The 23,833-nt window shown below is 37.7% G+C and carries 22 protein-coding genes and 1 tRNA gene; 15 read left to right on the top strand and 8 right to left on the bottom strand.

Translation table 11 applies throughout. The features are described from left to right. Nucleotides 1-34: 34 nt before the first annotated feature. The gene (locus F6K15_RS00980) at nt 35-694 is read right to left on the bottom strand and encodes a hypothetical protein (protein ID WP_293055986.1); all 660 of its coding nucleotides are present in this window, start codon (nt 692-694) and stop codon (nt 35-37) included. 193 nt (nt 695-887) lie between these two features. After that, nucleotides 888-1,418, bottom strand: coding sequence for a hypothetical protein (locus F6K15_RS00975; protein ID WP_293055983.1), 531 nt, complete (start codon nt 1,416-1,418; stop codon nt 888-890). Nucleotides 1,419-1,468: 50 nt separating this feature from the next. Here F6K15_RS00975 and F6K15_RS00970 point away from each other — a divergent pair, with 50 nt between their 5' ends. Beyond that, nucleotides 1,469-2,173, top strand: a complete 705-nt coding sequence (locus F6K15_RS00970; RefSeq protein WP_293055980.1) for a hypothetical protein — start codon at nt 1,469-1,471, stop codon at nt 2,171-2,173. Nucleotides 2,174-2,184: 11 nt separating this feature from the next. Then, nucleotides 2,185-2,754 carry a hypothetical protein gene (locus F6K15_RS00965; protein WP_293055977.1) on the top strand — a complete coding sequence of 190 codons (570 nt, stop codon included), beginning with the start codon at nt 2,185-2,187 and terminating at the stop codon, nt 2,752-2,754. Here F6K15_RS00965 and F6K15_RS00960 read toward each other — a convergent pair. Beyond that, the gene (locus F6K15_RS00960) at nt 2,751-3,320 is read right to left on the bottom strand and encodes a hypothetical protein (protein ID WP_293055974.1); all 570 of its coding nucleotides are present in this window, start codon (nt 3,318-3,320) and stop codon (nt 2,751-2,753) included. The genes F6K15_RS00965 and F6K15_RS00960 overlap by 4 nt on opposite strands. A gap of 17 nt (nt 3,321-3,337) precedes the next feature. Here F6K15_RS00960 and F6K15_RS00955 point away from each other — a divergent pair, with 17 nt between their 5' ends. From F6K15_RS00955 to F6K15_RS00915, 9 genes are all read left to right on the top strand, one after another. Continuing rightward, entirely contained in the window at nt 3,338-5,143 is a 1,806-nt protein-coding gene (locus tag F6K15_RS00955) for a hypothetical protein (RefSeq protein WP_293055971.1), read from the top strand. A gap of 540 nt (nt 5,144-5,683) precedes the next feature. Then, nucleotides 5,684-6,106 carry a hypothetical protein gene (locus F6K15_RS00950; protein WP_293055968.1) on the top strand — a complete coding sequence of 141 codons (423 nt, stop codon included), beginning with the start codon at nt 5,684-5,686 and terminating at the stop codon, nt 6,104-6,106. Further along, the gene (locus F6K15_RS00945; protein ID WP_293055965.1) at nt 6,103-7,119 is read left to right on the top strand and encodes a hypothetical protein; all 1,017 of its coding nucleotides are present in this window, start codon (nt 6,103-6,105) and stop codon (nt 7,117-7,119) included. Before F6K15_RS00950 ends, F6K15_RS00945 begins: the two co-directional genes overlap by 4 nt. Continuing rightward, nucleotides 7,119-8,294: a hypothetical protein gene (locus tag F6K15_RS00940; protein WP_293055962.1), complete on the top strand. Its 1,176-nt coding sequence runs from the start codon at nt 7,119-7,121 to the stop codon at nt 8,292-8,294. Before F6K15_RS00945 ends, F6K15_RS00940 begins: the two co-directional genes overlap by 1 nt. A 173-nt stretch (nt 8,295-8,467) precedes the next feature. After that, complete coding sequence (locus F6K15_RS00935; RefSeq protein WP_293055959.1) at nt 8,468-8,803, top strand: hypothetical protein; 336 nt, start codon at nt 8,468-8,470, stop codon at nt 8,801-8,803. Nucleotides 8,804-8,834: 31 nt separating this feature from the next. Next, nucleotides 8,835-9,521, top strand: coding sequence for a hypothetical protein (locus F6K15_RS00930; protein ID WP_293055956.1), 687 nt, complete (start codon nt 8,835-8,837; stop codon nt 9,519-9,521). 119 nt (nt 9,522-9,640) lie between these two features. Then, entirely contained in the window at nt 9,641-9,832 is a 192-nt protein-coding gene (locus tag F6K15_RS00925) for a hypothetical protein (RefSeq protein WP_293055954.1), read from the top strand. After that, on the top strand, nt 9,807-10,178 hold the full coding sequence (locus F6K15_RS00920) for a hypothetical protein (protein WP_293055951.1): 372 nt from the start codon (nt 9,807-9,809) through the stop codon (nt 10,176-10,178). Before F6K15_RS00925 ends, F6K15_RS00920 begins: the two co-directional genes overlap by 26 nt. A gap of 340 nt (nt 10,179-10,518) precedes the next feature. Beyond that, complete coding sequence (locus F6K15_RS00915; protein ID WP_293055949.1) at nt 10,519-10,734, top strand: hypothetical protein; 216 nt, start codon at nt 10,519-10,521, stop codon at nt 10,732-10,734. A gap of 29 nt (nt 10,735-10,763) precedes the next feature. Here the strand turns inward: F6K15_RS00915 and F6K15_RS00910 are convergent, their stop codons facing one another. Both F6K15_RS00910 and F6K15_RS00905 read right to left on the bottom strand, forming a co-directional pair. Then, entirely contained in the window at nt 10,764-12,362 is a 1,599-nt protein-coding gene (locus tag F6K15_RS00910; RefSeq protein WP_293055946.1) for an AAA family ATPase, read from the bottom strand. Between the two features lie 533 nt (nt 12,363-12,895). After that, nucleotides 12,896-13,078 (bottom strand): hypothetical protein, encoded by a 183-nt coding sequence (locus tag F6K15_RS00905; RefSeq protein WP_293055943.1) that lies wholly within the window; start codon nt 13,076-13,078, stop codon nt 12,896-12,898. Nucleotides 13,079-13,707: 629 nt separating this feature from the next. On the opposite strand from F6K15_RS00905, the gene F6K15_RS00900 reads away from it, so the two are divergent. Continuing rightward, the gene (locus F6K15_RS00900) at nt 13,708-14,253 is read left to right on the top strand and encodes a hypothetical protein (protein ID WP_293055940.1); all 546 of its coding nucleotides are present in this window, start codon (nt 13,708-13,710) and stop codon (nt 14,251-14,253) included. 298 nt (nt 14,254-14,551) lie between these two features. After that, complete coding sequence (locus tag F6K15_RS00895) at nt 14,552-16,366, top strand: BRO family protein (protein WP_293055937.1); 1,815 nt, start codon at nt 14,552-14,554, stop codon at nt 16,364-16,366. A 952-nt stretch (nt 16,367-17,318) separates the two neighbouring features. Here F6K15_RS00895 and F6K15_RS00890 read toward each other — a convergent pair. Then, nucleotides 17,319-17,391, bottom strand: a tRNA-His gene (locus F6K15_RS00890). Nucleotides 17,392-17,487: 96 nt separating this feature from the next. Between F6K15_RS00890 and F6K15_RS00885 the strand changes: the two genes are divergently transcribed. Both F6K15_RS00885 and F6K15_RS00880 read left to right on the top strand, forming a co-directional pair. Continuing rightward, nucleotides 17,488-19,008 (top strand): serine/threonine-protein kinase, encoded by a 1,521-nt coding sequence (locus F6K15_RS00885; RefSeq protein WP_293055934.1) that lies wholly within the window; start codon nt 17,488-17,490, stop codon nt 19,006-19,008. Between the two features lie 1,445 nt (nt 19,009-20,453). Then, a complete protein-coding gene (locus F6K15_RS00880; RefSeq protein WP_293055931.1) occupies nt 20,454-21,059 on the top strand; it encodes a VOC family protein in 606 nt (201 codons plus the stop codon). A gap of 385 nt (nt 21,060-21,444) precedes the next feature. Here the strand turns inward: F6K15_RS00880 and xseB are convergent, their stop codons facing one another. Together xseB and xseA are read right to left on the bottom strand one after the other, a co-directional pair. After that, nucleotides 21,445-21,642: an exodeoxyribonuclease VII small subunit gene (gene xseB, locus F6K15_RS00875; protein WP_293055929.1), complete on the bottom strand. Its 198-nt coding sequence runs from the start codon at nt 21,640-21,642 to the stop codon at nt 21,445-21,447. 4 nt (nt 21,643-21,646) lie between these two features. Beyond that, nucleotides 21,647-22,831 (bottom strand): exodeoxyribonuclease VII large subunit, encoded by a 1,185-nt coding sequence (gene xseA / locus F6K15_RS00870; protein ID WP_293055926.1) that lies wholly within the window; start codon nt 22,829-22,831, stop codon nt 21,647-21,649. Between the last annotated feature and the right edge of the window lie 1,002 nt (nt 22,832-23,833).

Raw genomic sequence — 23,833 nt, 5'->3', positions numbered from 1 at the left:
AGAGTCCCTCAATCTATGTCTAGTAGTCCTAGGTTTAATCTGCTTCTTCCATATCTGGCAAATCTAGAGTAGCTGCAGCCCAAAAAGACATTTTAATATTCCATACCAAACCTGTGCCAAAAGGTACGGAATAAGTTGCTTTATCAAACTTCAGCTCTATCTCTTTGCTATTCTTACGCCAAACAGCGAACAACGGTTCTACATGGGTTACGACATTTCCATTGCTGGAGTTTACCCAATCACTCTCGCAAGAAAAAACCAAAGGAACATCCTGCCCAGATGAGTTTCGTATAGGAGTTATGATTTTATCGATAGGCCGTTCTCCGAAAGACGTGCCATTGTCAGCGTTATAAGTGCTGAGTATAGCAGGAGCTATTTGAGGTGTGCCTAAAGATACAAACTCTCCATAAATGTGAAAAAACCTTTCCGGATGCTTGATTTGATGCCAGTAAAAAGTGCTTTCATCTGGAGTGAATTGTGGCTGCAATTCTGGAGGGTACTGAATTTCAGTCTCATTGTCAAAAAGAACATATTTCATTTCGCCTTCTCCTACTACCAATTTTGGCATAGAAACATCCCCTGACTCAAGAGCTGGGATTCTGACCTCTAATTTGCCCAATTCTAAGTCCCCCAGCCGTGAATACACTTTTTCTACCGCAGCCTCAAGACGCGGAGACTCAAACTGTATAGCCATACTTCTGCTCCTCGGTTAGTTTAATTCGTGATTAGGTTTGCTTTACATCTTATCACACAAATTAAAGTAGTGCACGAGCATTGAATCAAAAGTAAACAAATCGTTCTAAAGAGCGCAGCAGTAATTCACTTATCAATAAATCGATAATTATTTAGAGATTATTTAGAAAAAAAGCGTCAAGAACGCTCGACGGTCAAGCAAATAAATCGCTGTAACTCCCCTGCAAATAAGCAGCACCTTTTGTTGTACTCCCAGCAACTATGACAGGCAAGTTGAACTCAAAGCTGATTAAGCAGTTAGCGCCCAAGTCTCCTACATCTATCTCTTGAATTTCTCTGGTAATATTCTCTACTTGAGCTGAATTAAAATCTAATATCCTTTCAGCTCGATATTGTGCTGAGATAGCTTGATAAATAGCGCTACTAATGTTCGTGCATAATTGGTCGCCTCCACCAACTTCTGAATAAGCGTAATTATAAGCGTCAATTATTCTAATCTCGCCTCTATCAACATCAGAAGTCTCTATAAAAATTGCAGGGATGACAATAGTCCCGGTTGCTGTTTTTGGATTTTCGTAACTAACAGAAAAGCCCGTTAGATAGTCCAATCCATTAGGATTAGTTGAAGATTTGCCCTCCGTCTCATCTACTTTGAGCAACAAAGCGAAAGTTCTTTCCTCCAAAGTTGTGTAAGGACTAAATTCATCAGTAGAGTTAAATAACATAATATTTTGCGTTTGCGTTAAAGTAAATATATTATAGATGAAGAATAAACATGGGAGAAGCACCCCTAAATATAAAAAAATGGGATGACAAGACCATTCCTGATAAACTTTCTAATATTGAGAATAATATTGCTAATGTTGGGAATTATTTACAGTTAATCTATGAATTGCTCAAAACACCAAGTACACAAAGCATTGGAGGAGGTGACGAAGAAGTGCCGGTCCCTTTGAAAGTCAGACTAGAAATGCCAACAGGAACTAATTTTGAGTTTCCGCAAAATTTTCATAACGACTGGAGCGGTGAATCATGGTTGCGCGATCGCCTCGATTCCGATCTAGGGATTGATGGCTATAAGATTTTAACTTTTGAAAGCTTTGATTTAAGCATCTCAAACACTGAGGGGTACACATTCCTTGTAGAAGTAGACCCTGCTTTCACTACTATAGATACTACCGCCACACCTCATGTCCAAGTTCATCGGCTTAATCCGATTAAAGTGGCAAAGCTAGGATTGTTAATGCTTGGCGGTTGGAGTGACGATTATTTAGGTTACTTCCCTGACAACATAATTGGTTGGGTCAAAAAGGGAGGTTTGGCTATTCAATTATCTACCACTCCTAATGAAATGACTCTTAACCCTAATCTATTATCATGGGTGTACTTCTTCTCAGTCAAAATAGAAACTGGAGAATGGAAAAGTGCAGTAATTGATTTTAATCCAATCAATAATAAGATCGTCATATTAGGTTATTAATTAAAATTAAAATGAAAATAGCAATTGTAGGAGACTCGCACGCTACTTACTTACCATCAGATGCCAACAAAGGCATTCCTGGATTGCCAGCATGGGATATTGAACTAAAAGAAATGACAGAAAGTTTGATAACTCAAGATTATGACCGAATATACCTTTCTCCAGGATTTTATTTGGTTGGAGTAAAAAAAGCTGAAAAAGCTATTGAGGCATCAAAAAGTAATATTTTCATTCCCTGTCAAAAAGAAGATAGGTCTTTTTATTCTAAATCTAACTGGAGAAAATTTATTCTCAACGAGGATAAATCAAAAGAATTATATGACGCTTGGGCCAAGGCAGTGAAAACTTTATACAATTTATCTGATAATATTTGGCTTTTGCCATTATCCATGTATTGGTTTGAAATGAAAATAAAAAAAGAAAAAATAATCAAAAATTACTCAACTTTTTGCGCCAAATTTTCTCGAATAATTAATGTCGAACCTATCCTCAAAAAGAATCCTTTTTTTCACAATAATAAATTTGGAAGATTAACCAAGGAAGGTATATCTTTGCTGCAACCAATATTGAAGGAACATTAAGGAAAAACTAAAGAGTGATTCCCGTTATCAAATGTATAATTCACACTTCCTCTATAACTACCTGAAATTATGAGCGAGTCTGATTCTAAAGGCTTGATATTTATAGCTTTAGCTTTCAACGTACATGAATCACCTACTATTGGTGTGCCTAAATACTGAAGCAAAGGCTGGTTTAATCTTGTCAAAGAATTATACAACAATATTTCTCCAAAAGGAATATTTAATGAATTATCAATAATTGTTAACACTAATCTTATTGCATAATATTTTTCAATTCTTTCATCAAAAGTTAATTCGTTGTATTCTCTTGAGAACTCCACATCTTCTGCTGTTCGTTGCGCTTGAGTTATTCCCTTGTATTCTCTATAAGGTTTTTCAATTAAAGAAGGCAATAAATAAGATGCGGTCAGGTAATCCAGGGCATAATTAAAATTATAATCACTACCCGAAATAATGCTTTTATAGTAATTAGTTTCTGCGGAAAAATCAATAATTGTGATATCAGTGGATGAATCAATCCTTGCACTAAAAAAACTGCTAATTGGTTCGGAAATTCTATCTAACATCCTAATATAAATATAAAGTGAATAAACTCAGCAAAAGCCTTAAAAATAATCTTAGCTCAAAAAATAATCTTAGCTCAGAGCTAGAATCTTCTGAAAATGGCTTTGGAATTAATCTAGAAATAGCAGGAATAGGCATTGTTGCATCCACTGAAAATGGCGGGACTGTGGGGATAGGTATCGGAATCATGGGGATTGAATTTGATGCCAAAGGGGGAGGCAAGCTTGAATACTTAAACGGATTGTACACGATAGAAGTAGAAAAAACCGAATGTACCTATATTAAGCAATATTATATAAATGGAGTTTACACTCATACAGAAGTTGAAATAATTCCAGCGTGCAAAGAGGAGACATTACAAGACGGAGATACAGAACAAGCTGAATCATACTTTGATCCAAACTCTTTTGAAGGCTTTGCTAATCTTGATGAACCACTACAAGAACCGCCACCCGATAGTCCCCCACAATCAGAAGGAAATCCCAATGATTTATTGTTAGTTTCTTTTAATTCTATAGGTTTTAGGGGTGATGACTTTCACTCTAAATCTTTCCAGAATAAAACATTAAGGGACATCACTCGGACAAAAAGAACTGTTTGGCTTGACGGAACTGGAATGATTTTTTATCAAGATTATGATAATTCTGCTGGAGCAAGAGTTCCTAGAACTGGGCAACCAGGCCAATTTTCCAATGAGCATACTTCTGAGATAAAATCATTAAATATGCGGATTAAATCTTTTTTGAGTGTTCAAGGGTGGCATCCTGAATTTACAGATTGGAGAAATCCTAGGTCGCCCGATTTAACTGCTGATTACACCCCTGTAGCTAGTGGCTATGCTCTAGATCAATCAATAGAGATTTTGTACCGTTGGCAACTAAATTTGTTGTTACAAAGGTTGAACGTATCATATTATTACGCTGATCTTTTTACCACTAATCTACGAACAAACATTTGCAGTCCAGAATCGATAATTGTCATTAGAGCCGATAAATCCTGGTATCCCACCTATAACAGTGAAAATCACCAGAATCAATTCAATTCAGAAGATAGTAAATATAATAACAAGGACGAAGCCATGAATCAAGAGTGTTGCTTTACTGAATACGATCGCTTAATGCTGTACTTAAATATGCAAGCATTAGATAGTTTGAACTTAAGTAACGGGATTACTTTTCCTAAACATTTATTGCTTCCTGGAGAAGACCCCAAAGCTCAAACAGCACCTTATTTTAATTATAAAGACTTATGGGTTGCCACCCAAAAGCATCTAGAAAAAGTAGGGATTGGAGAAATTGCTCTTGACTTAGATGACGATGGAGAAATAGAAAAATATTATCCTACTGGAACTTTAGCTATTAAGTCGCTAATAGAAAGCAATAGCAAAATACAAGAGTCTAACGACTCGAATAATGATTTATTGCCATTGTTAATAGCGATGGCCAAGTTATTGCTAGGAGCTTACAGAAACTCAGCAAAAAACGGGTTTCAACTAACAGAAATTGGTGACTTCTTAGGATTCCCAGCCACTTCTGTTACGGCTAAGATTCCATCATCAATAGACCCTTCGCTTGGTGCTTATGCTGCTTGCAAAAAAGACAAGAAAGGTTTTAAAGAAGGAGATACTGAGGAACCTACCCATGAGGAATTAGAATCACAAATCGCCAAAATGAAAAAGGAAATATCTAAAGCATCAAACCCCCAAAAAGAGTTATTGTCTCGACTGATTGCTGAAACTTATTTAATAATTAATTATGAAGAGTTTAACAATGAAGTTGAGTCAGTTTTTGACTCAATACAAAACAGGAAAATTGATTTTGAATGATGTATAATAATCAACAAGTCTGCCAGCCTCACTCACACTTTACTCGCAGAATCACTCACACTTTACTCACACCATAAAAAAAAAAGTCAAGAAAGTCGAGCAAGATAGCGATAAGCATAATGATAGATTAAGAAGAGAAATAGCAAAACGACTTAAAGCAGAAATAGATGATTATGTAGCAAGGTTAGAATTAGATATAGACCAATAAAGGTTTTGATGTTTTACTAGCGTAAAAATATAAATCATTAAGAACATGAAAATTATCTTTATAAAAGTTCAACGTTTTTTTTGAGCCAATAGCCAATACTGAAAATCTTAAGTGCAAATGATGCGAAAAAGATACCAGCACTTATGCATAATTTTACTATTAGCATGGTGTTTAATATTCTAGAATTTTTCTATAAAGATTCCTGCCTGCAAAAATGGGTGGAAACCAAAATCGCTGAAATGTAAATTTAAAAGCTGAAATTTTTAACATTTCAGCTTTGTTTCTCACAACTAGGCCGCTGTGTAATGGTCCTATTATACAGCAAACTTTTTATGGGTAAAAGGGGACGGGCTGGTAGAGCCAATTCAAAACAGGCTTTAAAGGAGCCAGCCAACAGAGATAGATACACAAAGCGGAAGCCTAAAACAGCTACTGAGGAAGCTCAGATGATAGCTACTGACTTGGCGGCAGAGTTGTCTGCTTACGTTATTCGACTGGAGATGGAATCAGCACAACTTCGACGTGACATCAGACAAGTTTTGGGAGTTGGAGACCCCTCTCCATTTTTGGAAGAGTTTCGCAATAACTACCAACTAATGTTGGCCAAAAAAACTGAGGGGAGGGAAGAGCAGCAATATCTTGAGAAAGAAAATCAAGAGACATATATCAGCTACAAAGACCGTAAGCAAATTCTTGATGATATGTTGTATGGTCGCAGTCCCGGAAAATCGTCTAATAAATCTAAGAAAAAATGACAACAGCAGTAATAGAGTCTAGCGATTTAGCTACAGCTTTATCGTTACCCGGAGTAGGTTTAGGTTCTGCATGGCAAACCAGTAAGCTAAAAAATGTCAAAAGAACTATAACGGCAGCCCCTGACAAGCAAAAGCTCGCAGAACATTTAGCTAAAAAGTCGGAAGGAAAATCACCTAATTTTTTCAATAAACTAAGAGGCGATGCCTGGAACTTTTTTAAAAACAGGGCTATTTTTGGATTAGGAGGCGGGTTCGGCCGATTATTTCTAGGGATTTTTTCTGAGAAAGAATTGGGAGGCAATGTTACCGGATTTTTGAAAAAAAAATCTGGTGAAGTGTTTACAGGATTTCTAGAGAAGCCTTTGCAAAATACAGCCGAACTACTTATTGGAGGCTTGGGCGTTGCTTCTCTAGCTTTCCAGGTTGGCGACGGTGACTTGATACAGGGGAGTCTGAATTTGGCTGAGACGGTTTACGAGTTTGATTTCAATATATCAGACAAACAACTAAACGAACAGATAAAAAGCGCTATCGATGCGCTTTATGGCAATACGGGGGAGTTTCTTGGACGGAGCATTGCAGGCCTGACTATTGGCAGCATTTTCTCTCCACCGAAAGTTGAGATAAACGTGCGAACACTTGCGATTCAATGGAGGCTTGCTCCTGAGTTGATAAATGAAATCTTACAAAATGTGAGTAATTTTGCCCAGATTGGTCTTAACGCCTTTAGAACTATCACAATTAAGCGGATGCTAATTCAGGGCAGGAAAGGAATCAAAGCATTATATAAGAATGCTTCGTCCGCACAGAAAAAATTCATAGAAAGTCAATTTCCCGGTATTAGCAAAAATATTGAAAAGTGGGGGAAAGGTGGTGAAAGCTGGAGTATTGAGCAAAGCGTAAACAAAAAGGTAGAGAAAATTGAAGACAAAAGAGTTCAAGCATTCGTGCGCGAGTTCATTAGTGGATTTTGGCAGGGAGTCGGTGACGGCGTAACAATGAGGTATACTTGATGGCAGGAAAAAAGCAACAGCGAGATTTCCAAACTTACTTGTTACAAAAAATATCACGAGAGGATGAAGCGGTAACAGTTACCTCGGAAAAGCCTACACGGAGACGTGACGACTTGCACTCACGATTTGATGTTTATGAGTTCGCACCGTCAAATCGTTTCCGCAAAGAAGCTAAGGATTTAGGCTTGCCAAAAACTTATTTATCGGGACCTGAGTGGAGCATTTTCAGCCAAAGTTCTCAGTTACAAGCTGAGTATCAAATACTTGGCAAGGAGTTGGGATTTAACCAAACTTTTGAAAATTGGTGGAGTCAATGGCAAAGAAATTTTCCCACCTCGATTAACCGACCTGCTACCGATAAACGGTTAAAGACGAATTTTCCTATCAGGGGGCAGGACGACAAAGATGGCTTGCCTCAATATATAGAGTACGAAGATCCTTCGGCTAAACTTGGAGCGCGGGCGATTGAGTATTTTCCTGATGGGTTCTCATCGCCTCAAACCTCTGTTAGGTTCACTGGTTCGGACTGGCAGATTATCTGGAAAATCGAACAGTATGAAGCCGGGAGGATGGAGGCAGAAGCTGCGAGTGGTGGTGGTACTTTTTCCAAAAAAGTTCTTAGCGGGTGGCCACTTATTGGCTTGATTTTCAGGCAAAGAGAATCTTTGCAATCAGACCAAAAAACCGCCCTGGAAACAGAGCTAACAATAAACCTGACTGGATACTCTGAATTTTCTAATAACTATAATGACGAAGTCTTGACTATATCCAAACTTAAACAATTTGCCAACAAGATCGAGGAACTTTTTCTTGTTCCGGAAGTTTTTAAACTTGAACGTGGCAGAGAAATTTACTCTTACAATGATTGGCGATTTGGTTATGCTAACTGGTGTGCTTTCGCCAGTAAATCAGCAGCTTATAATTTATATCAAAGATTAGTTCAAATCAAAGGAGATATTTTTAACGAAGCAAGAATTAGTATTGGAGCTAAGGCGATCTACGAAAGCTCAAAGGAAGTTAAGATTCTGGACGAAACAGTGAAACTTCCGCAAAGATATCGTAAGGTCACTCTTGAATTTTGGAGAGCTTATGCGTACTTGCCTTTCAGTAAGAAAAAAATAAATTTAGTATCTCGAAGTAAGTGGAGTCCAGTTGATGAGCGGCTGCTTAATTAATTTTGAGAAAATTTTTTACTCCTTAACACCCCAACCAACTTTTTCGTAAAGTTTAAACTTTCCGACTAACCCCCTACTCCCTTCGCGGGTGAAAATCAAGAAAAAAGACGAGACAATAACGATGCATATCTGCTAAGAATAGATTAGACAGTTTTCAATTGAGGTAGTAAAAGATGGCAGATTTCATATTGACTAATGCTGATTTCCGGGAAAAGCTGACAGCTAATGGAGTAGACCCAACTGATACAACAACTTATCCTGATACCCAAAGTTGTTTAAAGCTTGTGAATGATATTCTAGATTCTCTGAGAGAAGCACAGTTAAAACAGAACGCAGATGCTACGGAGGGAGCGGATGTTAATATAATATCTGCTACTGGCAGAGGGATTACTGAGGAGCGAGAGTACCCACCCGGCAGCGGTACATTGGTAACCGTCACCCCAGTAGCTCGGACGATCGGATACACCGAACGGATACAAGTATCCTCGTTTATTCCGAACTTAGCTTAATTCCTTTGAAAATATTTATTAAACTAAAAATATGGCACAAAATCCTTATGCAGCAGAAAATAGGCTGTTGTACTGCAACATGAAGCTAGGTAGTACAGCTTCAGTCGTAAAATACGGCTTTCCTACAAACATAGATGGAACTACTTTAGGAGCTTTAGGTCTGGCTGTTGCGACGGAAGGCACAAGTAACGTGCTTCTCCCAGGGGTCGTAATTGGATGCAACGCGCCAAAACCTTTTCGAGCGACGAAAGACCTTGCTGGAACCCAGGGAAGTGAGAGCAGCTTCATCTCAGATGCTCAGATTGCTACAGCGAAGGCTGCTGGATGGACAATCCAGGCTCCTAAATATAAAAATCCACCACGTTCTGCTAGAAGTAAATTGGTCTATATCGAAACTAAGGTAGGCGCAACCAATATTCCCTATGGGTGGGCGATGCCCTTATATCAGTACACTGCAATGACTCCAGCAGGATTGGCTGAGTTGGGAATTACAGAAATTGCAGATACAGAGGTTCCTATTGAGAAAGCTCTCTTTGGGTTGAATGCTCCAAAACCTGGCAGAGCTAGAAAAGCCTATCAGGAGTTGGCGGGTGCTAGTGGTGGAGGCACAGGAGTCTTGAGTACTTTCTACAGCGATGCGTCTGCCACGACAGCAGCTAACGCTGGATGGACGACGAAATCAAAACCTCAAATCATCAAAGGTTATGTAATTCCGTAATGAGTGAATATTTAATATTACCCGGCACTCCATTATTTGATGCCTGCCTGCAATCGCTACCACCACCGCCAGATAAGGAGATTGTCAAGCACAAATCCTCTGGCGAGTATAATTATATTGTGCATGCAGATGGAAGTGGGTTGATGGAATGCGTCCATTCATCGGTAGCTAGGGAATACGTTTTTGGTGGTGAATACGAACTTCGGCTATCTGAAATTGTATCACCCGACGATGATGATGAATATATTGACTATGATGAATGGTTGGCTTTAACAGAAGGTAGAGATGTGGAGAAGCCTGGGGACGGTTGATTTTTGGGGGATGGGTGTTATCGAAGATTGGAAAGGATTCCAATTAGGCGGTAATCTTTCGGAATCCACCCTAAAAATAGAGTTTTTAAATATCACAGAACCATTAGATTTTAGATACCTATTAAGGAGGAGGTTTTCTGATACTAATGGTAGAAAGATTGTGGAGAAAGCAAATTATTTATATCCTTCTGTGGAACCACAAATAATTGAAATGGTCATCCCTAAAAGTTACCAGGAGTCAATGGTGTATTATACAGTAGAAGTCAAAAAGATACTATACTGGAAATATAGATACATTCATCCTGACCCGCAAGTACAAATGAATATTCAGAGTTGGCAGGCATGATATTAAGTACAATAGAGATAATTGTCGCTGCTATCTCTATCGGTGGCAGCGTAGTAAGTGTTTTCTTCTACATCGGTCGCCTTCAGGCATTGGTTGAGCGGAATCAACGCCGAGCCGAAAGATTAGAAAACGACGTTGGAGAGATAAAAGCAGATTCAAGACAAGTGCATGAGTCACTAACATACATCGGAAATTCTCACAATACATCGCAAATCAGAATTAATAGTATTGAGCAGTTTTTAGAGACTAATCACAACTTCGACCCTGTTAGCGTCCACACAGATTCTTTCGACAGAAGAAAAAGGTGAAAGACGTTGACAACGCACCCAAGAATGCACCCATGCTTTCAACGAATTACAAATCAAAAACTTTAAAGCTGGAGCAGGGAACAATTGCTCTGGTTAACTCAAGCGAGAATGATGAAGAGGGCGAGAATGATGAAGAGAATACTCTCAAATGTCCTAAATATGGCAGTAAGAAGTCACCCGTGGGCATGTCAATTGTTACTGCCATAGCTGCGGTCATCGTTGGTAGGGCGATCGCTCGCTTCAAATAAAGATTCTGACCAGTGAAATATATCCATTGTTAATCTTTGTTGATGATGTACAATTTTTTTGACGCTCGACTAAAAGCCGTGTATAGCAAAGCAGGAGTTATGTCTCCAGCTCCCAATAGATCATTCAAGAGGACAAAGCAATGCTCGATAGAATTACCCTGGGATTTGTGTACTGTAGACGCATACAAGTCTTTGTATAGATCACCAAGATTGTACAAGCACTTAAGCATAGACTTAGTATCCTTTCGCCGACCAGATCCCTTTAGTTCTTTGCGGAACTTGGTAATCAAATCTTCTTTTGAGAGTATAGTTCCAGGTGATAGCACTATTGCTTCATACCTGATATTGTCTGGAGTTAGTGCCTGGAACCTAATAGATTTTCCAGGCAAAAGGGAGACAAAAGGGTGCGCTGTATCGTATCCTAGAATGCCACCAAATTTTTCCGCAATATCCTCTACAGAGGAAATAACCGGACTAGATCGAACTTCAATTATTTCGCTGTTATTTGCCAAGATGTCAAATTGAGGTTCAAAAGATCGATACAGAGACCCCGCTACCATAACGCGAGTGACAGGCTTGTAGCACTTCAACTTATTCCCTTCTACAAACATTGATGGGAGGCCTAATGCTTTCCTGAAGCTATTATTTAAGCTATCTACAGCTTTATTCGTGAAGGCAAGAAACCTACAAAAGTTTGACCTATCTTTGTATTCCTCACTCCTAAAAAGGTCTTCTCCAAGAGATATCGCTTTTCTTAACGATATATACTCAACGTCCTCTCCTTCGATCGGGATATACTGTCGCCCCTCTAAAGAAGCCTCTCTTGATTTGGTCACTTCTTTAGAAAGATGACCGCTTGACCGCATTACTCTGTTCAAGCAAATCTGAGAAAAATCAGACTCAAATATAGGGCTAATTCTTTTTCCGACCGGGGGTAATTGCGCCCGGTCCCCTACAAAAATGACTCTTTTGCAATTAAGAAGAATCTCTTGGTAATCTTCCTCCGAAATCATAGAGGATTCATCACAAATCGCTAATTCTTCGATATCAACGATTTTAGATCGCCTAAATGTTTGCTTACCAGTCTTTTCATCTACAATAGGTTGCTTACCTAAAAATTGAGCCACTGTATTGACTTCCAGAAAATCAAGATAATTCTTCTGGAGAGCAGTTTCTAACACTTTCTTGGCTTCGTGAGTAGGGGTTAAAAAGGTAGGGGCAGCTTCTGTCTGCATCGATAGCCATTTTGCTATCGTATAAGTTTTTCCCGTGCCTCCTCCTCCTGTGAGGATAATAGCTTTGAATCCGTTACAATACCAGTTTCCTAGCTCGTTAACAGCTTTTTCCTGGTCTTCATTCAGGTCGTTTGGCGTCTGACTGGATATCTCAAGATATCCAGGAATCACCTCGTTTAGGGGGATGGGCACTATTTCTCCCTCAAAAAAATCCTGGACTCTTTTGCATATCTCATCAAAATGAGATAAGTCTTCATCCTTGAGGTCATACTCTAGGATTTCGCCTACGTCAAGAAGTATGAGCTTTAAGTCTGAAATAAAATAGTCTTCAGACTCTAGACTCAATCTTGCTTCTGCTTCTGGCGAGAGTTCTATCTTGATGGTTAATTCCACATTTCTCTATTCCGTTTTCAAGGTACTTAAAACAATTGTTCTACCTGCTTCCGCTTCCTCTCCCCCCCCACACAACTCATACGGAGAAAAGCCTTGCGAATATGGATAGATTTAGTCGAAATTCGCCTCAGATCAAGGTTTATATAAGTAATTACTTGCATAAAAGACTTATATAAACTCAAGCGAGGATATAAGCAATAGAGCAAAACTTATTTTACAGAGAAGCAACTTATGATACTCGGAACCTTCACGGCCTTTTTCTGGTTGCCTGTCTTGTTTATGTTTTTTTCTTTGCTATGTGCTTACTATAGCCGTATACGGCATAAAAGCACAAGGCTTTTTATATTATATTTTATTATAATAAATATAAGTAATTTTAATATTATAAGACGGATCTATATAATGCTTGAAAAATTCTTCCTAAGAAAAGTGATAAAGTATTTTTAACTGCAAAGAAAAAACTGTTAGTGATCAATAGTCACTAACAGTAATTAACTAAAAAATAAAAGTATTAACGATGCTCAATCTATTTATTAACTATCGTCAGTGTCTGGCAACTTGTTATCGTCAAGAAGCTGCGATCGCTTGCGCTTCTTCCATATTTCGTGCGCAGCCTCTTCAACTTCTTCTTTTATCTCTTTTGGTATTTTGATAGTAGTTTTTTCGCGATCTGGCACTCCATAGGGGTATCCTGATCTATGACCGCCTCTAGGCATAATATCCTAACTCCTCGTCTTTAAACTAAACAATCCCCTAGTCTAACATTAATTTAGGCCAGACGAAGGAGGGCGATCGTCCAGGATCGCCTGTCAGCAAGCATTACAATTTTTATATAAGTAATTACTTATATAAATTATACAAGAGACAAAATATGCACAAGTATACAGTCACATAATACTCAACTTGAAAATATTGATAAAGAAAATGAAAGACAAAAGAGAGTTTGACGCTGATTTTCTGGAAGCATTAGAATTGCTGAACTTTTCGCAGGATGAAAAAACGTACCTAATCAAATATATGTCAATGTATTTAGAAACAACGTATTTAAAAAATGGCGCAGATGTGAATTTCAACAAGGTAGTGTCAATTATGAGTTCGTTCAACGAACTATCTTATAAAGGGAAGATAAGAGCAATAAAATATATTGTTCTCAACACGTAACAAAATTCCCTCTGCAAGAAACAAAGTGAGCTATATAGCTCACTTTTAACAACCCTCACCTGAAAAATAGCAGTCTTCTAGATATATAAAAAACTATCTAGAACCTGTCTATTTACGAGGGAAAATGTTCTGTCTATTAAAAACTGAGGATACAATCAACAGCTGCATTGGTTGTAATTATTGCTTGAACTATATAATTACAGCGTCCAGGAAGCAGGTTGACAGTTATCAATCCGTTAAGGATGAATTTGATAGCACGTATGACCATTGGGAAGGCGATTACTTCGCGATTCTCTCTGACGGCATATCAGTAAAAATTGAAAAACTGAAATCCCATCCACATGGCTCAAGGCATTGGTCAACAAGTAACTCAAATAGAGTCAAATCAATCCTTCGTGACTTAGTAAAATTTAAGCGATCGCCTGATGAAATCGTTCGTGAGTTACTAATTGAACTAAGAAATTTAGCCGTACAACTTCCATGGGAGCTAGTTGAAGACAAAGAGCTTGTACCGAAGGATAAAGACCTACAGAAATTTCTCAGGAAGGCCAATGAACTAGCTAAGAAAACTGATGGTTTGATAGCTATCAGAAACAGAGCTAAAGCTGATATCTACTTGAGGGTCTTAGCTGGTATCGTAGGATGTTTCGTAAAGAGTGAGGGTAAAACCTTTCAGCTCATCAAATCCTACGAGTGCTCAATCGCAGAAAAAATTGAAGAAATAAATTAATGATAAAAGTGGGAACAAATAGAAAACAAGGAGAATTATGAAGTACAAGTATTATTTCCAAAGGGAAATTTGTGGATACCAATTCTTTTCTCCCATCGTCGCCGAGAGCGAAGAGGAAGCTAGGCGGAAGTTGATAGAGTTATTTTGGTTGAAGGAATAAATGAAGACGCTATAGAAGAAGACATCGCCCCTGGGCGTTTAGAGCTAGCTGATTCAGAACCATTAGATTAAAAAGTCTAATCAAGAGGGGGGGGGTAGCGCCAGTAATTATGACCTCCCTCCTCTTCCTGGGGCTGGAATGTCGTTTATTCAGCCTGAAAACAAATTGCAATCATCTGGGTTCACTAAAATGATCTCAGAAATTGTAATTTACTCAATAAAATCAAGGCAAATGAAACCGCAAAATTATTCTTCAGACATTTCAAGAGAAACGCTAATGTTTAGGGGGTTTAAGCAGATTAGAACTGCAATAGTTGAGGGCGATCGCTGGTTTGTAGCGAGAGATATATGCTCTGCTATAGATTTAACTGGAACCAGCGTTGCACATAAGAGACTCTCCTCTGAAAACCCAGTTTTTATACATTTTGAAGACGCTAAAGGAAGGAAAAGGCCTTATTTAGTTGTTTCGCTGGCAGGGGCAATGGAGATCGCCCGTCGCTCACGGAAAAATTGGGCAAAAGATTTACTTGAATGGTTAAGCTCACTAGATGAGAAAGGCATCCACGCCATTACAGCAGACCAGGAGGAACTAAGCGAGAAAAATACTGAAGTATCACAAGAAGCTGTTGAATCATCCAGTGTTGAAATTACCACCCTTGAAGTAGATAATTCACCTATTATGAATAATGATTTTTGGATTGATAAGTCCGGAGAGGGGCGCTGCTCTTTTCCTGGGGTAGCGGAATTATGTGGGATAGACCATGAGGATTTAATTGCGTTGTTAGAGGTTTCGCTAGAAGAGAAAAAATATTCCTTTTTCCCAAGGCTGGTTCAAAGTCTTGTGTCTGGGGGGATAGACCGTGATGAGTTCCTTATCTGGAAAAAGAAAGGAATTCCAGTTGTTGCAGCATCTTTAATAATTGAATATTACGCGTTCGGAGCTGGAAAGCATCGTACTGACATTGCGAGAAAGACTTATCGTTCTTTCTCTACAACGAGCCTCCAGGATTGGATCGCCGAAAAAGCTATGAATTGTGACCTTGAATATACATCAGTTTTACCTGTTACAGAAGAATCAAAAAAGCCAGCGGAGATTCAAAGAGTCAATAGCTCGACTGGATCTAAGTCAGAGGATATGGAAATTACGACTCTTGATAATTTCCTTGAATCTTTTGATACTCCCAAAAGAGACCCTGAAGTTCAGGCTACAACGACCAGCCCAGATGGGACGATCGCAGAGGTGTTAACTGATGATTCTGTTACGCCGTTCGATTTTAAAGGGCATGACGTCAGGGTAGTCCTTATAGAGGGTGAACCTTGGTTCGTCGCTAAGGATTTGTGTGACGTGCTAGAATTATCTGATGTTTCTATGTCATTAAAACGACTGGATGATGATGAAAAGCTGATACAAACACTATTTGTATCAGGCCAAAACCGAGACGTATCAATAGTTTCAGAGTCTGGTATGTATTCTTTAGTTTTAAAATCTCGTAAACCACAAGCGAAGGTCTTCCGGAAATGGGTTACTTCAGAAGTTTTACCTAGTATCCGCAAAACTGGAGGCTACCAAACTTCTTCGGCAGAAAAGGCGCAAGAGCCGGAAAACCAGTCTGCGCCCAAGTTTGCAGTAGCTAAACCTGAAGTATTGCATCATGCTATGTCTCTATCATACCCCGCTCAAGACTACTTTGTCGAGCTAAAGTATATGAAACCAATCATGGAGAGAATTCTCCACCAGGTTCATCTAGTCAATTTAAAACGGCTCTCTAACAACGAGCCTCTCATTGACGCGATGATATCGTCAACAGAGGCGATCGCCTACTTTAAACAAGCGACTGTTAGTGGACTATTCCCAAAAGCAAATGCTAGTAAACGTAATCAAGTAATGAGCTTGCTTGGATGGGAGTTTATTAAGGTTAATAACCGCTATTATTACCGCTATACTGGCGAGTAGCTGTAAAAACACGGGGGTATATACTATATACCCCCTCTCATCTTCATCTAATTTATTTTACAAAAGGAAGGAATTAAGCATGGACATTGAATTTAAACTTACCATAGGGCTATGTAACGCTGAACAATCATAGATTGTTCCCCTTGAAAACTTGGTTCCCCCTGAAGTAACATTGTCTGTGAAAGAATGGTGGGATGGAATGACAGAGAAAGAGAAAGAAGAGCTTATGTATGAAGCTGCTGAAGAGTTTTTGTCTGAGTATATCGAATACTCTTGGAGAGAGCTGCCTTAAGAGGATGATTCTGAGTAGTCGTGAGTCATTCTTCAATTTGCCCTTCGCAATTCAAGCTCAAACATAGAGTGCTTGACGTGCATCATTTTCTTTATACAATAATTTACTTGTATAATTTACTTGTATAAAAAAATAACGCTAGTCACTGGAAAATATTACCTTATAGCAATCCCAGGCTAGCGTTATTTTTTTTGGAGAATTTAACTAGAGTGAAGCTACCTCCGGTCGCTACGTTATGATCCCTCTAGCTGGCATAGTCACTTATATCCTGATTATTGACCAACGGCACTACGATAAAAGTCGTAGCAGGAAGTCGAACATTTTTAGTATACAAAATAGAATATTATTTTGTCAACTTTCATTTTTTTACCCATAGTCGGATGCAGAATATTTTTTATTACATAATTTACTTACATAATTTTATAGTACAAGAAATGATATAAGCAGTTAATGGTGTTAATTAGGCCATTTATAGATTTTTATTGGCCATGATTTTATTCGCGATCGCGAATAATCTGACCTATCTTCCTCGTGAAAGTTTTGACTTTTTACTCAATCATCCCATCATGCTAGACTTAATTGAGTAAAAAGTGAGTAAAATCAACGCTTCTCTTTCATCCTTCTAGGTTTGGATGCTTAAGACTCCATAACTTGACAAAGGGCGAACGATGGGACTCGAACCCACGAATGGTGGAACCACAAACCACTGCCTTAACCACTTGGCCACGCTCGCCATACATATTTTTCTTACAGTAAACTAATATAGCATTACTAAATCATATTTGTAAACCCCCTAGGCAAAAATCTAAAATATAAAACTAACCCTTCAATGAGTTATTGCGTTAATTCTCTATGTCCCAATCCTGAAAATCCAGATACAGCAACCTATTGTCAGAGTTGCCGATCGCCCCTACTCCTCCACAGGCGCTATCGTCTCCTGAAAAAAGTTGGTCAGGGAAGCTTTGGCAAAACATTTTTGGGCGTAGACGAACAACATCCTCTGAAGCTCCCATGTATTCTCAAGCAAATATCATTTTCCACCCTCGACCCCGAAAGTCATCACACAACAGCTAGATTATTTCGGCAAGAGGTAATGAGGTTAGGGCAGTTGGGACAACATCCACAAATTCCTCTGCTTTTAGCCCATTTTCAATACAATCAAAATTTGTATTTGGTGCAGGAATATATTCAAGGTTTGACATTAAAGCAAGAATTACAACAAGGTCTCTTCAACGAAGAACAAATATGGCAATTTTTGCGGGAGTTACTGCCAGTATTGCGCTTTATTCATCAACATCAAATTATTCATCGGGATATTAAACCAGAAAATATTATTCGTCGTACCTCCCCACCTATTAACTATCAAAAACCACCCTACCTACCAGGAGAAAATAGAGCAGGGGAAAAATTAGGAAAAGTGGGAGAATTTGTATTAATTGATTTTGGCGTGGCGAAGTTGTTGACAGGTACTGCTTTAATTCGTACTGGTACTGTTATTGGTAGTCCGGAATATATGGCACCGGAGCAAACCAGAGGGAAAGTATTACCAGCAAGTGATTTGTTTAGTTTGGGTGTAACTTGCATTCATTTACTGACGAATGTTGCGCCGTGGGATATGTTTGATGTTGTTAATGACTGTTGGAGATGGCGAGATTTTTTGCCGAGTGGTAGTAGTGTTAGTCAAGGTCTCGGCAATATATTAGATAAGTTATTGCAAAATTCTGTGAGTCAACGCTATCAGACGGCGGAACAAGTTTTGCAAGCGTTGGAGTCTAGGTCAAGTATTGTCAGGCAACCTGTGAAAAATATAGAGTCTTTGGCGTTGGTAAATCAAAAGTTGTCTGTGTTGCCATCGGTTCAGAGTTTGGTAGGGAGGTTTATTCCGCAAGTTTTAACACTAGATGAAAATGAGTTAATTTCGGCAGTGGGGGTAGAGTATGGGAAATTGCAGTATTTGTTGGCAGTGCAAAAGTGGCGGGAAGCGGATATGGAAACATGGGCAGTTTTATGTGAAGTTTTGGGGAAGAGGAGAAAAAGTTATTTGTTTCAGGATGATATTGATAATTTGCCTTGTGAAGATTTGCTGACTATCGATCGCCTTTGGGTGAAGTACAGTCAGGGGAAGTTTGGGTTTAGCGTGCAAAAACAGATTTATGAAAGTGTGGATGAAGATTATGGGGAGTTTTGTAGTCAGGTAGGTTGGTTGACTTATAATTTGCATTTTCGCGATCGCGGATTTAAGTTTAGAAATTGGGCACCAGTTGGTCATTTACCTTCACGAATTTGGTCAGGAGGTCAGAAGTGGTGGAGTCATGCAGAGGCGATGGCGAAAAAGTTGGATAAGTGGTAGGATTCAGGAGTCATTTCAGTTTATAGTTATCAGTACCTCTGGCTGAAGCTATGGGAACTTTGAATACAATGGAAATTTTTTTATCTCTTTAAAAGGGGGAGACTTGAGACATTATTTTTTGTTCACTTGACTACTTTACATGGCTTTGTTGCATGAAAGTAGTGTTCTTAACATCCATTCCGCAGCTATATCGTTCTGTTTCGCGATTATTGATGTTCGATTTATCTATTGTCCAATAGTTATTGCTCTGCTGAGAAAGCGTTGGCGGAGGATGGTGGCGGCAGCTTAATCGCACTGTTTCACGATTATTGATGTTCTATTTATCTATTGTCCAATAGTTATTATCGTTCTACTGATTAAACCTCAAAGCTTTTACAGATAATAGTTTCAACCTTTTATGTCAAACTGATATTTTCGATTTATCTATTGTCCAATAGTTATTGCTCTGCTGAGAAAGCGTTGGCGGAGGATGGTGGCGGCAGCTTAATCGCACTGTTTCACGATTATTGATGTTCGATTTATCTATTGTCCAATAGTTATCGTTCTACTGATTAAACCTCAAAGCTTTTACAGATAATAGTTTCAACCTTTTATGTCAAACTGATATTTTCGATTTATCTATTGTCCAATAGTTATTGCTCTGCTGAGAAAGCGTTGGCGGAGGATGGTGGCGGCAGCTTAATCGCACTGTTTCACGATTATTGATGTTCGATTTATCTATTGTCCAATAGTTATCGAACTACTGATTAAACTTCAAAGCTTTTACAGATAATAGTTTCAACCTTTTATGTCAAACTGATATTTTCGATTTATCTATTGTCCAATAGTTATTGCTCTGCTGAGAAAGCGTTGGCGGAGGATGGTGGCGGCAGCTTAATCGCACTGTTTCACGATTATTGATGTTCGATTTATCTATTGTCCAATAGTTATCGAACTACTGATTAAACCTCAAAGCTTTTACAGATAATAGTTTCAACCTTTTATGTCAAACTGATATTTTCGATTTAACTATTGGACAATAGTTATTGCTCTGCTGAGAAAGCGTTGGCGGAGGATGGTGGCGGCAGCTTAATCGCACTGTTTCACGATTATTGATGTTCGATTTATCTATTGTCCAATAGTTATCGAACTACTGATTAAACCTCAAAGCTTTTACAGGTAAAAGTTTCAACCTTTTATGTCAAACTGATATTTTCGATTTAACTATTGGACAATAGTTACAGCAGTTTCCGCGCGTTATTAAGTACATATGCAGAGCAAGTGCGGTAGTTATATACTTTCATGCAACAAAGCCGAATTAAAATTAAATATTTGGTAGTGCATTGAGAAAGTGTGGGAACGATCAACCATAAAAGTAAAAAAAACCGATATTTGAGGAATTGATTTTTTCTTAGCGATCGCTTATACTACTACTAAAACTTTCAAGAGGAAAGAGGATTGAAAATATGTATGAAAATCTGGAAGTAGACCATATTTTTAGAATAGTTGAAGATGATGCGGATGCGATAAATAAAATATCATCACTAGGTTTTTCTCCTTCTGAAATGAGGGAGCATACTGGACAAGGAACCAGTTCAAGGTTTATTTTTTTTGAGAAAAATTATTTAGAACTAATATATCTTAGAAGTAGAGAAGAATCCCAGAATAACTTTGTTAAATTTCATCAAAGGGTGGATAATTTCAGAAATAAATCTGGTTCCCCTTATGGAATAGCTTTTAGAGGTAAACTTTCAGAGATAGAGAAAAAAGAGTTTGAATTATATCAACCTAAATACAATTTGTATGGTAAAAGTTTCATTATCTATATGCACGGTTCCTATTTCACAAATCCAGAAATGCCTGCGATATTTTTCCTGGAAGTAAATAACAGTACAAAAGAGGAATTTTATCCTATAAACAGGGGGTTGTCTTGTGAAAAAGATTTGTCTTTAAATCAATTTACTGATGTAGTATTAATTTCTCCAATATTAAAAGAAGAGTCTTTTGGAAATTTTGAAATTCAGAAAGGGGATGAGGAAAAATTACTAATTAACGGTAAATTTTCATTTTGATAATTATTAGCGATATCAGTTAAAATGTTGCAATAGTAGGAGTGGGTTCTAGTGCAAATTAATCATATAAACGTTCAATGAGATGAATCAGCCCTAATGCAGTGAAAGAATTTTATCGAATAGGTTTAGCTATCAACCATAAAAGTCAAAAAAACGATATTTGATGAGTTGATTTTTTCTTAAGCTATAACTTTTTTATTATCCTTCACGATTAGAAAACTTTTGCCAAAAAATCTAACAATAATCTGATAATTGCTAAAGTCAATTTAAAGTATGAAACCAGACTCCCGACTCCCGACTCCAAATATTTATCCATATTAATCCGTATATCCGAGGCCAAATCCTTGTGTGATATCCGTAGCAAAATCCTTGTGTGCCAGACCTCCTAAAAATCATCTTCTAAAGTTTCAATTAATAAATTCATTTGTTGTTGACCTTGAGCGAGAAAAGCTTCACATTTTTGCAAATCTGCCACAGCAAGAGAAAATTTTTCAAATACTTCCTCTAATGTTAATTCTCCCGATTCAATTTCAGCAATAATATTTTCAATATTAATGACAGTTTCCTCATAATCAAATTCCATTTTTTTACTCCATACTCTCAGATTCAAAAATATCCATAATTTTAACTTTTACCTTACCACTATTTAACTGAATAATCAATTCTTGGTATGCCATTAAATCCGACGTTGAATTTACTAACTTACCATTATTTTTTTGCACCACTGCATAACCTCTAGATAAAACTGCTTTAGGGTCAAGTGCCGCTAACTTTTGCCTTAATATCTGACATTTAAAATTTGCTTTGTCTAAAGTTTTGGAAGTTTGATGAATATTTTTCAGACGATTTTTGAGAGAGTTTAAACTTGCCTTTTCTTCATTAAACTTAGTTCTCAAAGCATCAATAATTATTTCAACTCTTTGACAATGTTCTTCATAAAGTTGATTTTGGTCTGGCACAACTTTTTCTGCTGCTGCGGTGGGAGTATGAGCAGAATAATCTGCCACTAAATCTGCTAAAGTTTCATCTCTTTGATGACCAATACCCGTAATAATTGGAATTTGACAATCAGCAATAACTCTGACAACTCTTTCATCATTAAAACAGGATAAATCTTCTACCGCTCCACCACCTCTAGCTAAAATTATTACTTCAGCACGTCCGTCTAATTCAACTTTTTTTATAGCTTCAACTATGGCAATAGGAGCAAATTCTCCTTGTACAAAAGTTGGCGACAATAAAACTTTTACCAGAGGATAACGTTGTTTAATTGTCCGTTGAATATCTCCCCAGGCAGCAGCAGTATCCGAGGTAACTACGGCAATTATTTTAGGAAATTTGGGGAGATTTAGTTTATTTTCTTGGTCAAATAAACCTTCTTTTTCTAGACGGGAACGAAGTTGTAAATAGCGGAGATTTTGTATTCCCTCTCCAGCAAGGGAGACAGTATTAACTATTAATTTATAGTCCCCTCTAGGAGGATAGAGACTAATTCTACCTGTGACAATTATTTGTTCTCCTTTTTCAGGTTGATGATGAATATTTTTGAGAGTATTTCTCCAAATAGCACAGGGAAGAGAGGCAGAATTATCTGGTTCAGAAAGTGTGAAATATAAGTTCCCTGAATTGAGCTTGGCGCTAGAGACTTCTCCGATAACTGATATTTTTTGAAGTTGGTAATCTTCTTCTAAAATATCTTTGATATAAAAGGTAATTCCTGCAACTGATAAGGGAGATTCTTCTATGAATTGATTGGAAAGATTGAGAGTCATTGATAATAGTTTGGTTTCCTTCGTTATTGTGGGTAAAGTTTACAATAGATGGAATTCAAAGGTCAAAAAAATCACTATGATATTTGACAAAATTATTGTATACATTGAGTAATAAAATTTTGACAAAAGAATGTTACGAATAATAAGCATGATTAAAAGATTTTAAAGGAGATGTCCCTTTGACAAAAAAGAGAATTTCCTAGGTCAAAAATGGTATTGAAGCCATTCCCATACGACTCCTGACTCCTGACTTCCCCTCCCCTCCTGGGAGGGGTAGGGGCGAGGGGTGGGTTGACTCCTAATAAATATCCTGGCTATTTGTAGCAAAAATTTATCAAATTCCGATAACACCTTATTTTTTTAGCTTAATCCTACCAAACTAAAATCCGCATTAATGGGCAATTCAAACCAGTTTTTTTCCGATAGTCTTTTTGAGAAAAACATTACTTCCAAATTTTCAATTTCATTTGTTTCCGGGTTGAAACGAGCAACAACTCCATAGTCAATTTCTGTTGATTCTTGTTCTGGATATGGAGTGCATTTATTGATATAAAAATATCTCCAATACGGTCATATTCAAAAGTTAATTTCGAGTCCATATAACTTCTCCTTGAGTAATTTTGAGAGTGAGGTAAGCAGTTACAATCCAATTGCGTTCTTCTGGAACAGTATCAGTGACAACAGCTACCACAATATACCTGCCTTTACGAATATTAGGATACCACCTTGATAATAAGATTGTATTTTCAAACCGTACATCACATCTAACTTAATTAGGATAAAGTAAGGTATCAGCAATTAGCTGTTGATATCCTCTACCTAAATCTGGGTGTTTTTCAGTAATATGAAGTTCTCTTTAATTTGTTAATTCAACATCACTGTTTAGGTAAAAACAGAAAAATTGTATGCTCAATTTTTTTTGCTATTCACAAGTTTTACTAAGATTATTATACTATGAATTAATTGGAAATATTAGGAGTCATAAATGACGCTTTGGTTGGC

Origin of the sequence: Okeania sp. SIO2B3 (assembly GCF_010672525.1) — a bacterium.
Classification (GTDB): Bacteria; Cyanobacteriota; Cyanobacteriia; order Cyanobacteriales; family Microcoleaceae; genus Okeania.
Note: the sequence above shows the minus strand (reverse complement) of the source record. Positions and strands in the feature narration are given on the sequence as shown.

Bases quoted from the DNA above. Each gene is read 5' to 3' on its own strand.
- F6K15_RS00980 (WP_293055986.1), bottom strand. From the start codon at position 694: ATGGCTATACAGTTTGAGTCTCCGCGTCTTGAGGCTGCGGTAGAAAAA.
- F6K15_RS00975 (WP_293055983.1), bottom strand. From the start codon at position 1,418: ATGTTATTTAACTCTACTGATGAATTTAGTCCTTACACAACTTTGGAG.
- F6K15_RS00970 (WP_293055980.1), top strand. From the start codon at position 1,469: ATGGGAGAAGCACCCCTAAATATAAAAAAATGGGATGACAAGACCATT.
- F6K15_RS00965 (WP_293055977.1), top strand. From the start codon at position 2,185: ATGAAAATAGCAATTGTAGGAGACTCGCACGCTACTTACTTACCATCA.
- F6K15_RS00960 (WP_293055974.1), bottom strand. From the start codon at position 3,320: ATGTTAGATAGAATTTCCGAACCAATTAGCAGTTTTTTTAGTGCAAGG.
- F6K15_RS00950 (WP_293055968.1), top strand. From the start codon at position 5,684: ATGGGTAAAAGGGGACGGGCTGGTAGAGCCAATTCAAAACAGGCTTTA.
- F6K15_RS00945 (WP_293055965.1), top strand. From the start codon at position 6,103: ATGACAACAGCAGTAATAGAGTCTAGCGATTTAGCTACAGCTTTATCG.
- F6K15_RS00940 (WP_293055962.1), top strand. From the start codon at position 7,119: ATGGCAGGAAAAAAGCAACAGCGAGATTTCCAAACTTACTTGTTACAA.
- F6K15_RS00935 (WP_293055959.1), top strand. From the start codon at position 8,468: ATGGCAGATTTCATATTGACTAATGCTGATTTCCGGGAAAAGCTGACA.
- F6K15_RS00930 (WP_293055956.1), top strand. From the start codon at position 8,835: ATGGCACAAAATCCTTATGCAGCAGAAAATAGGCTGTTGTACTGCAAC.
- F6K15_RS00920 (WP_293055951.1), top strand. From the start codon at position 9,807: ATGTGGAGAAGCCTGGGGACGGTTGATTTTTGGGGGATGGGTGTTATC.
- F6K15_RS00915 (WP_293055949.1), top strand. From the start codon at position 10,519: ATGCTTTCAACGAATTACAAATCAAAAACTTTAAAGCTGGAGCAGGGA.
- F6K15_RS00905 (WP_293055943.1), bottom strand. From the start codon at position 13,078: ATGCCTAGAGGCGGTCATAGATCAGGATACCCCTATGGAGTGCCAGAT.
- F6K15_RS00895 (WP_293055937.1), top strand. From the start codon at position 14,552: ATGTCGTTTATTCAGCCTGAAAACAAATTGCAATCATCTGGGTTCACT.
- F6K15_RS00885 (WP_293055934.1), top strand. From the start codon at position 17,488: ATGAGTTATTGCGTTAATTCTCTATGTCCCAATCCTGAAAATCCAGAT.
- F6K15_RS00880 (WP_293055931.1), top strand. From the start codon at position 20,454: ATGTATGAAAATCTGGAAGTAGACCATATTTTTAGAATAGTTGAAGAT.
- xseB (WP_293055929.1), bottom strand. From the start codon at position 21,642: ATGGAATTTGATTATGAGGAAACTGTCATTAATATTGAAAATATTATT.
- xseA (WP_293055926.1), bottom strand. From the start codon at position 22,831: ATGACTCTCAATCTTTCCAATCAATTCATAGAAGAATCTCCCTTATCA.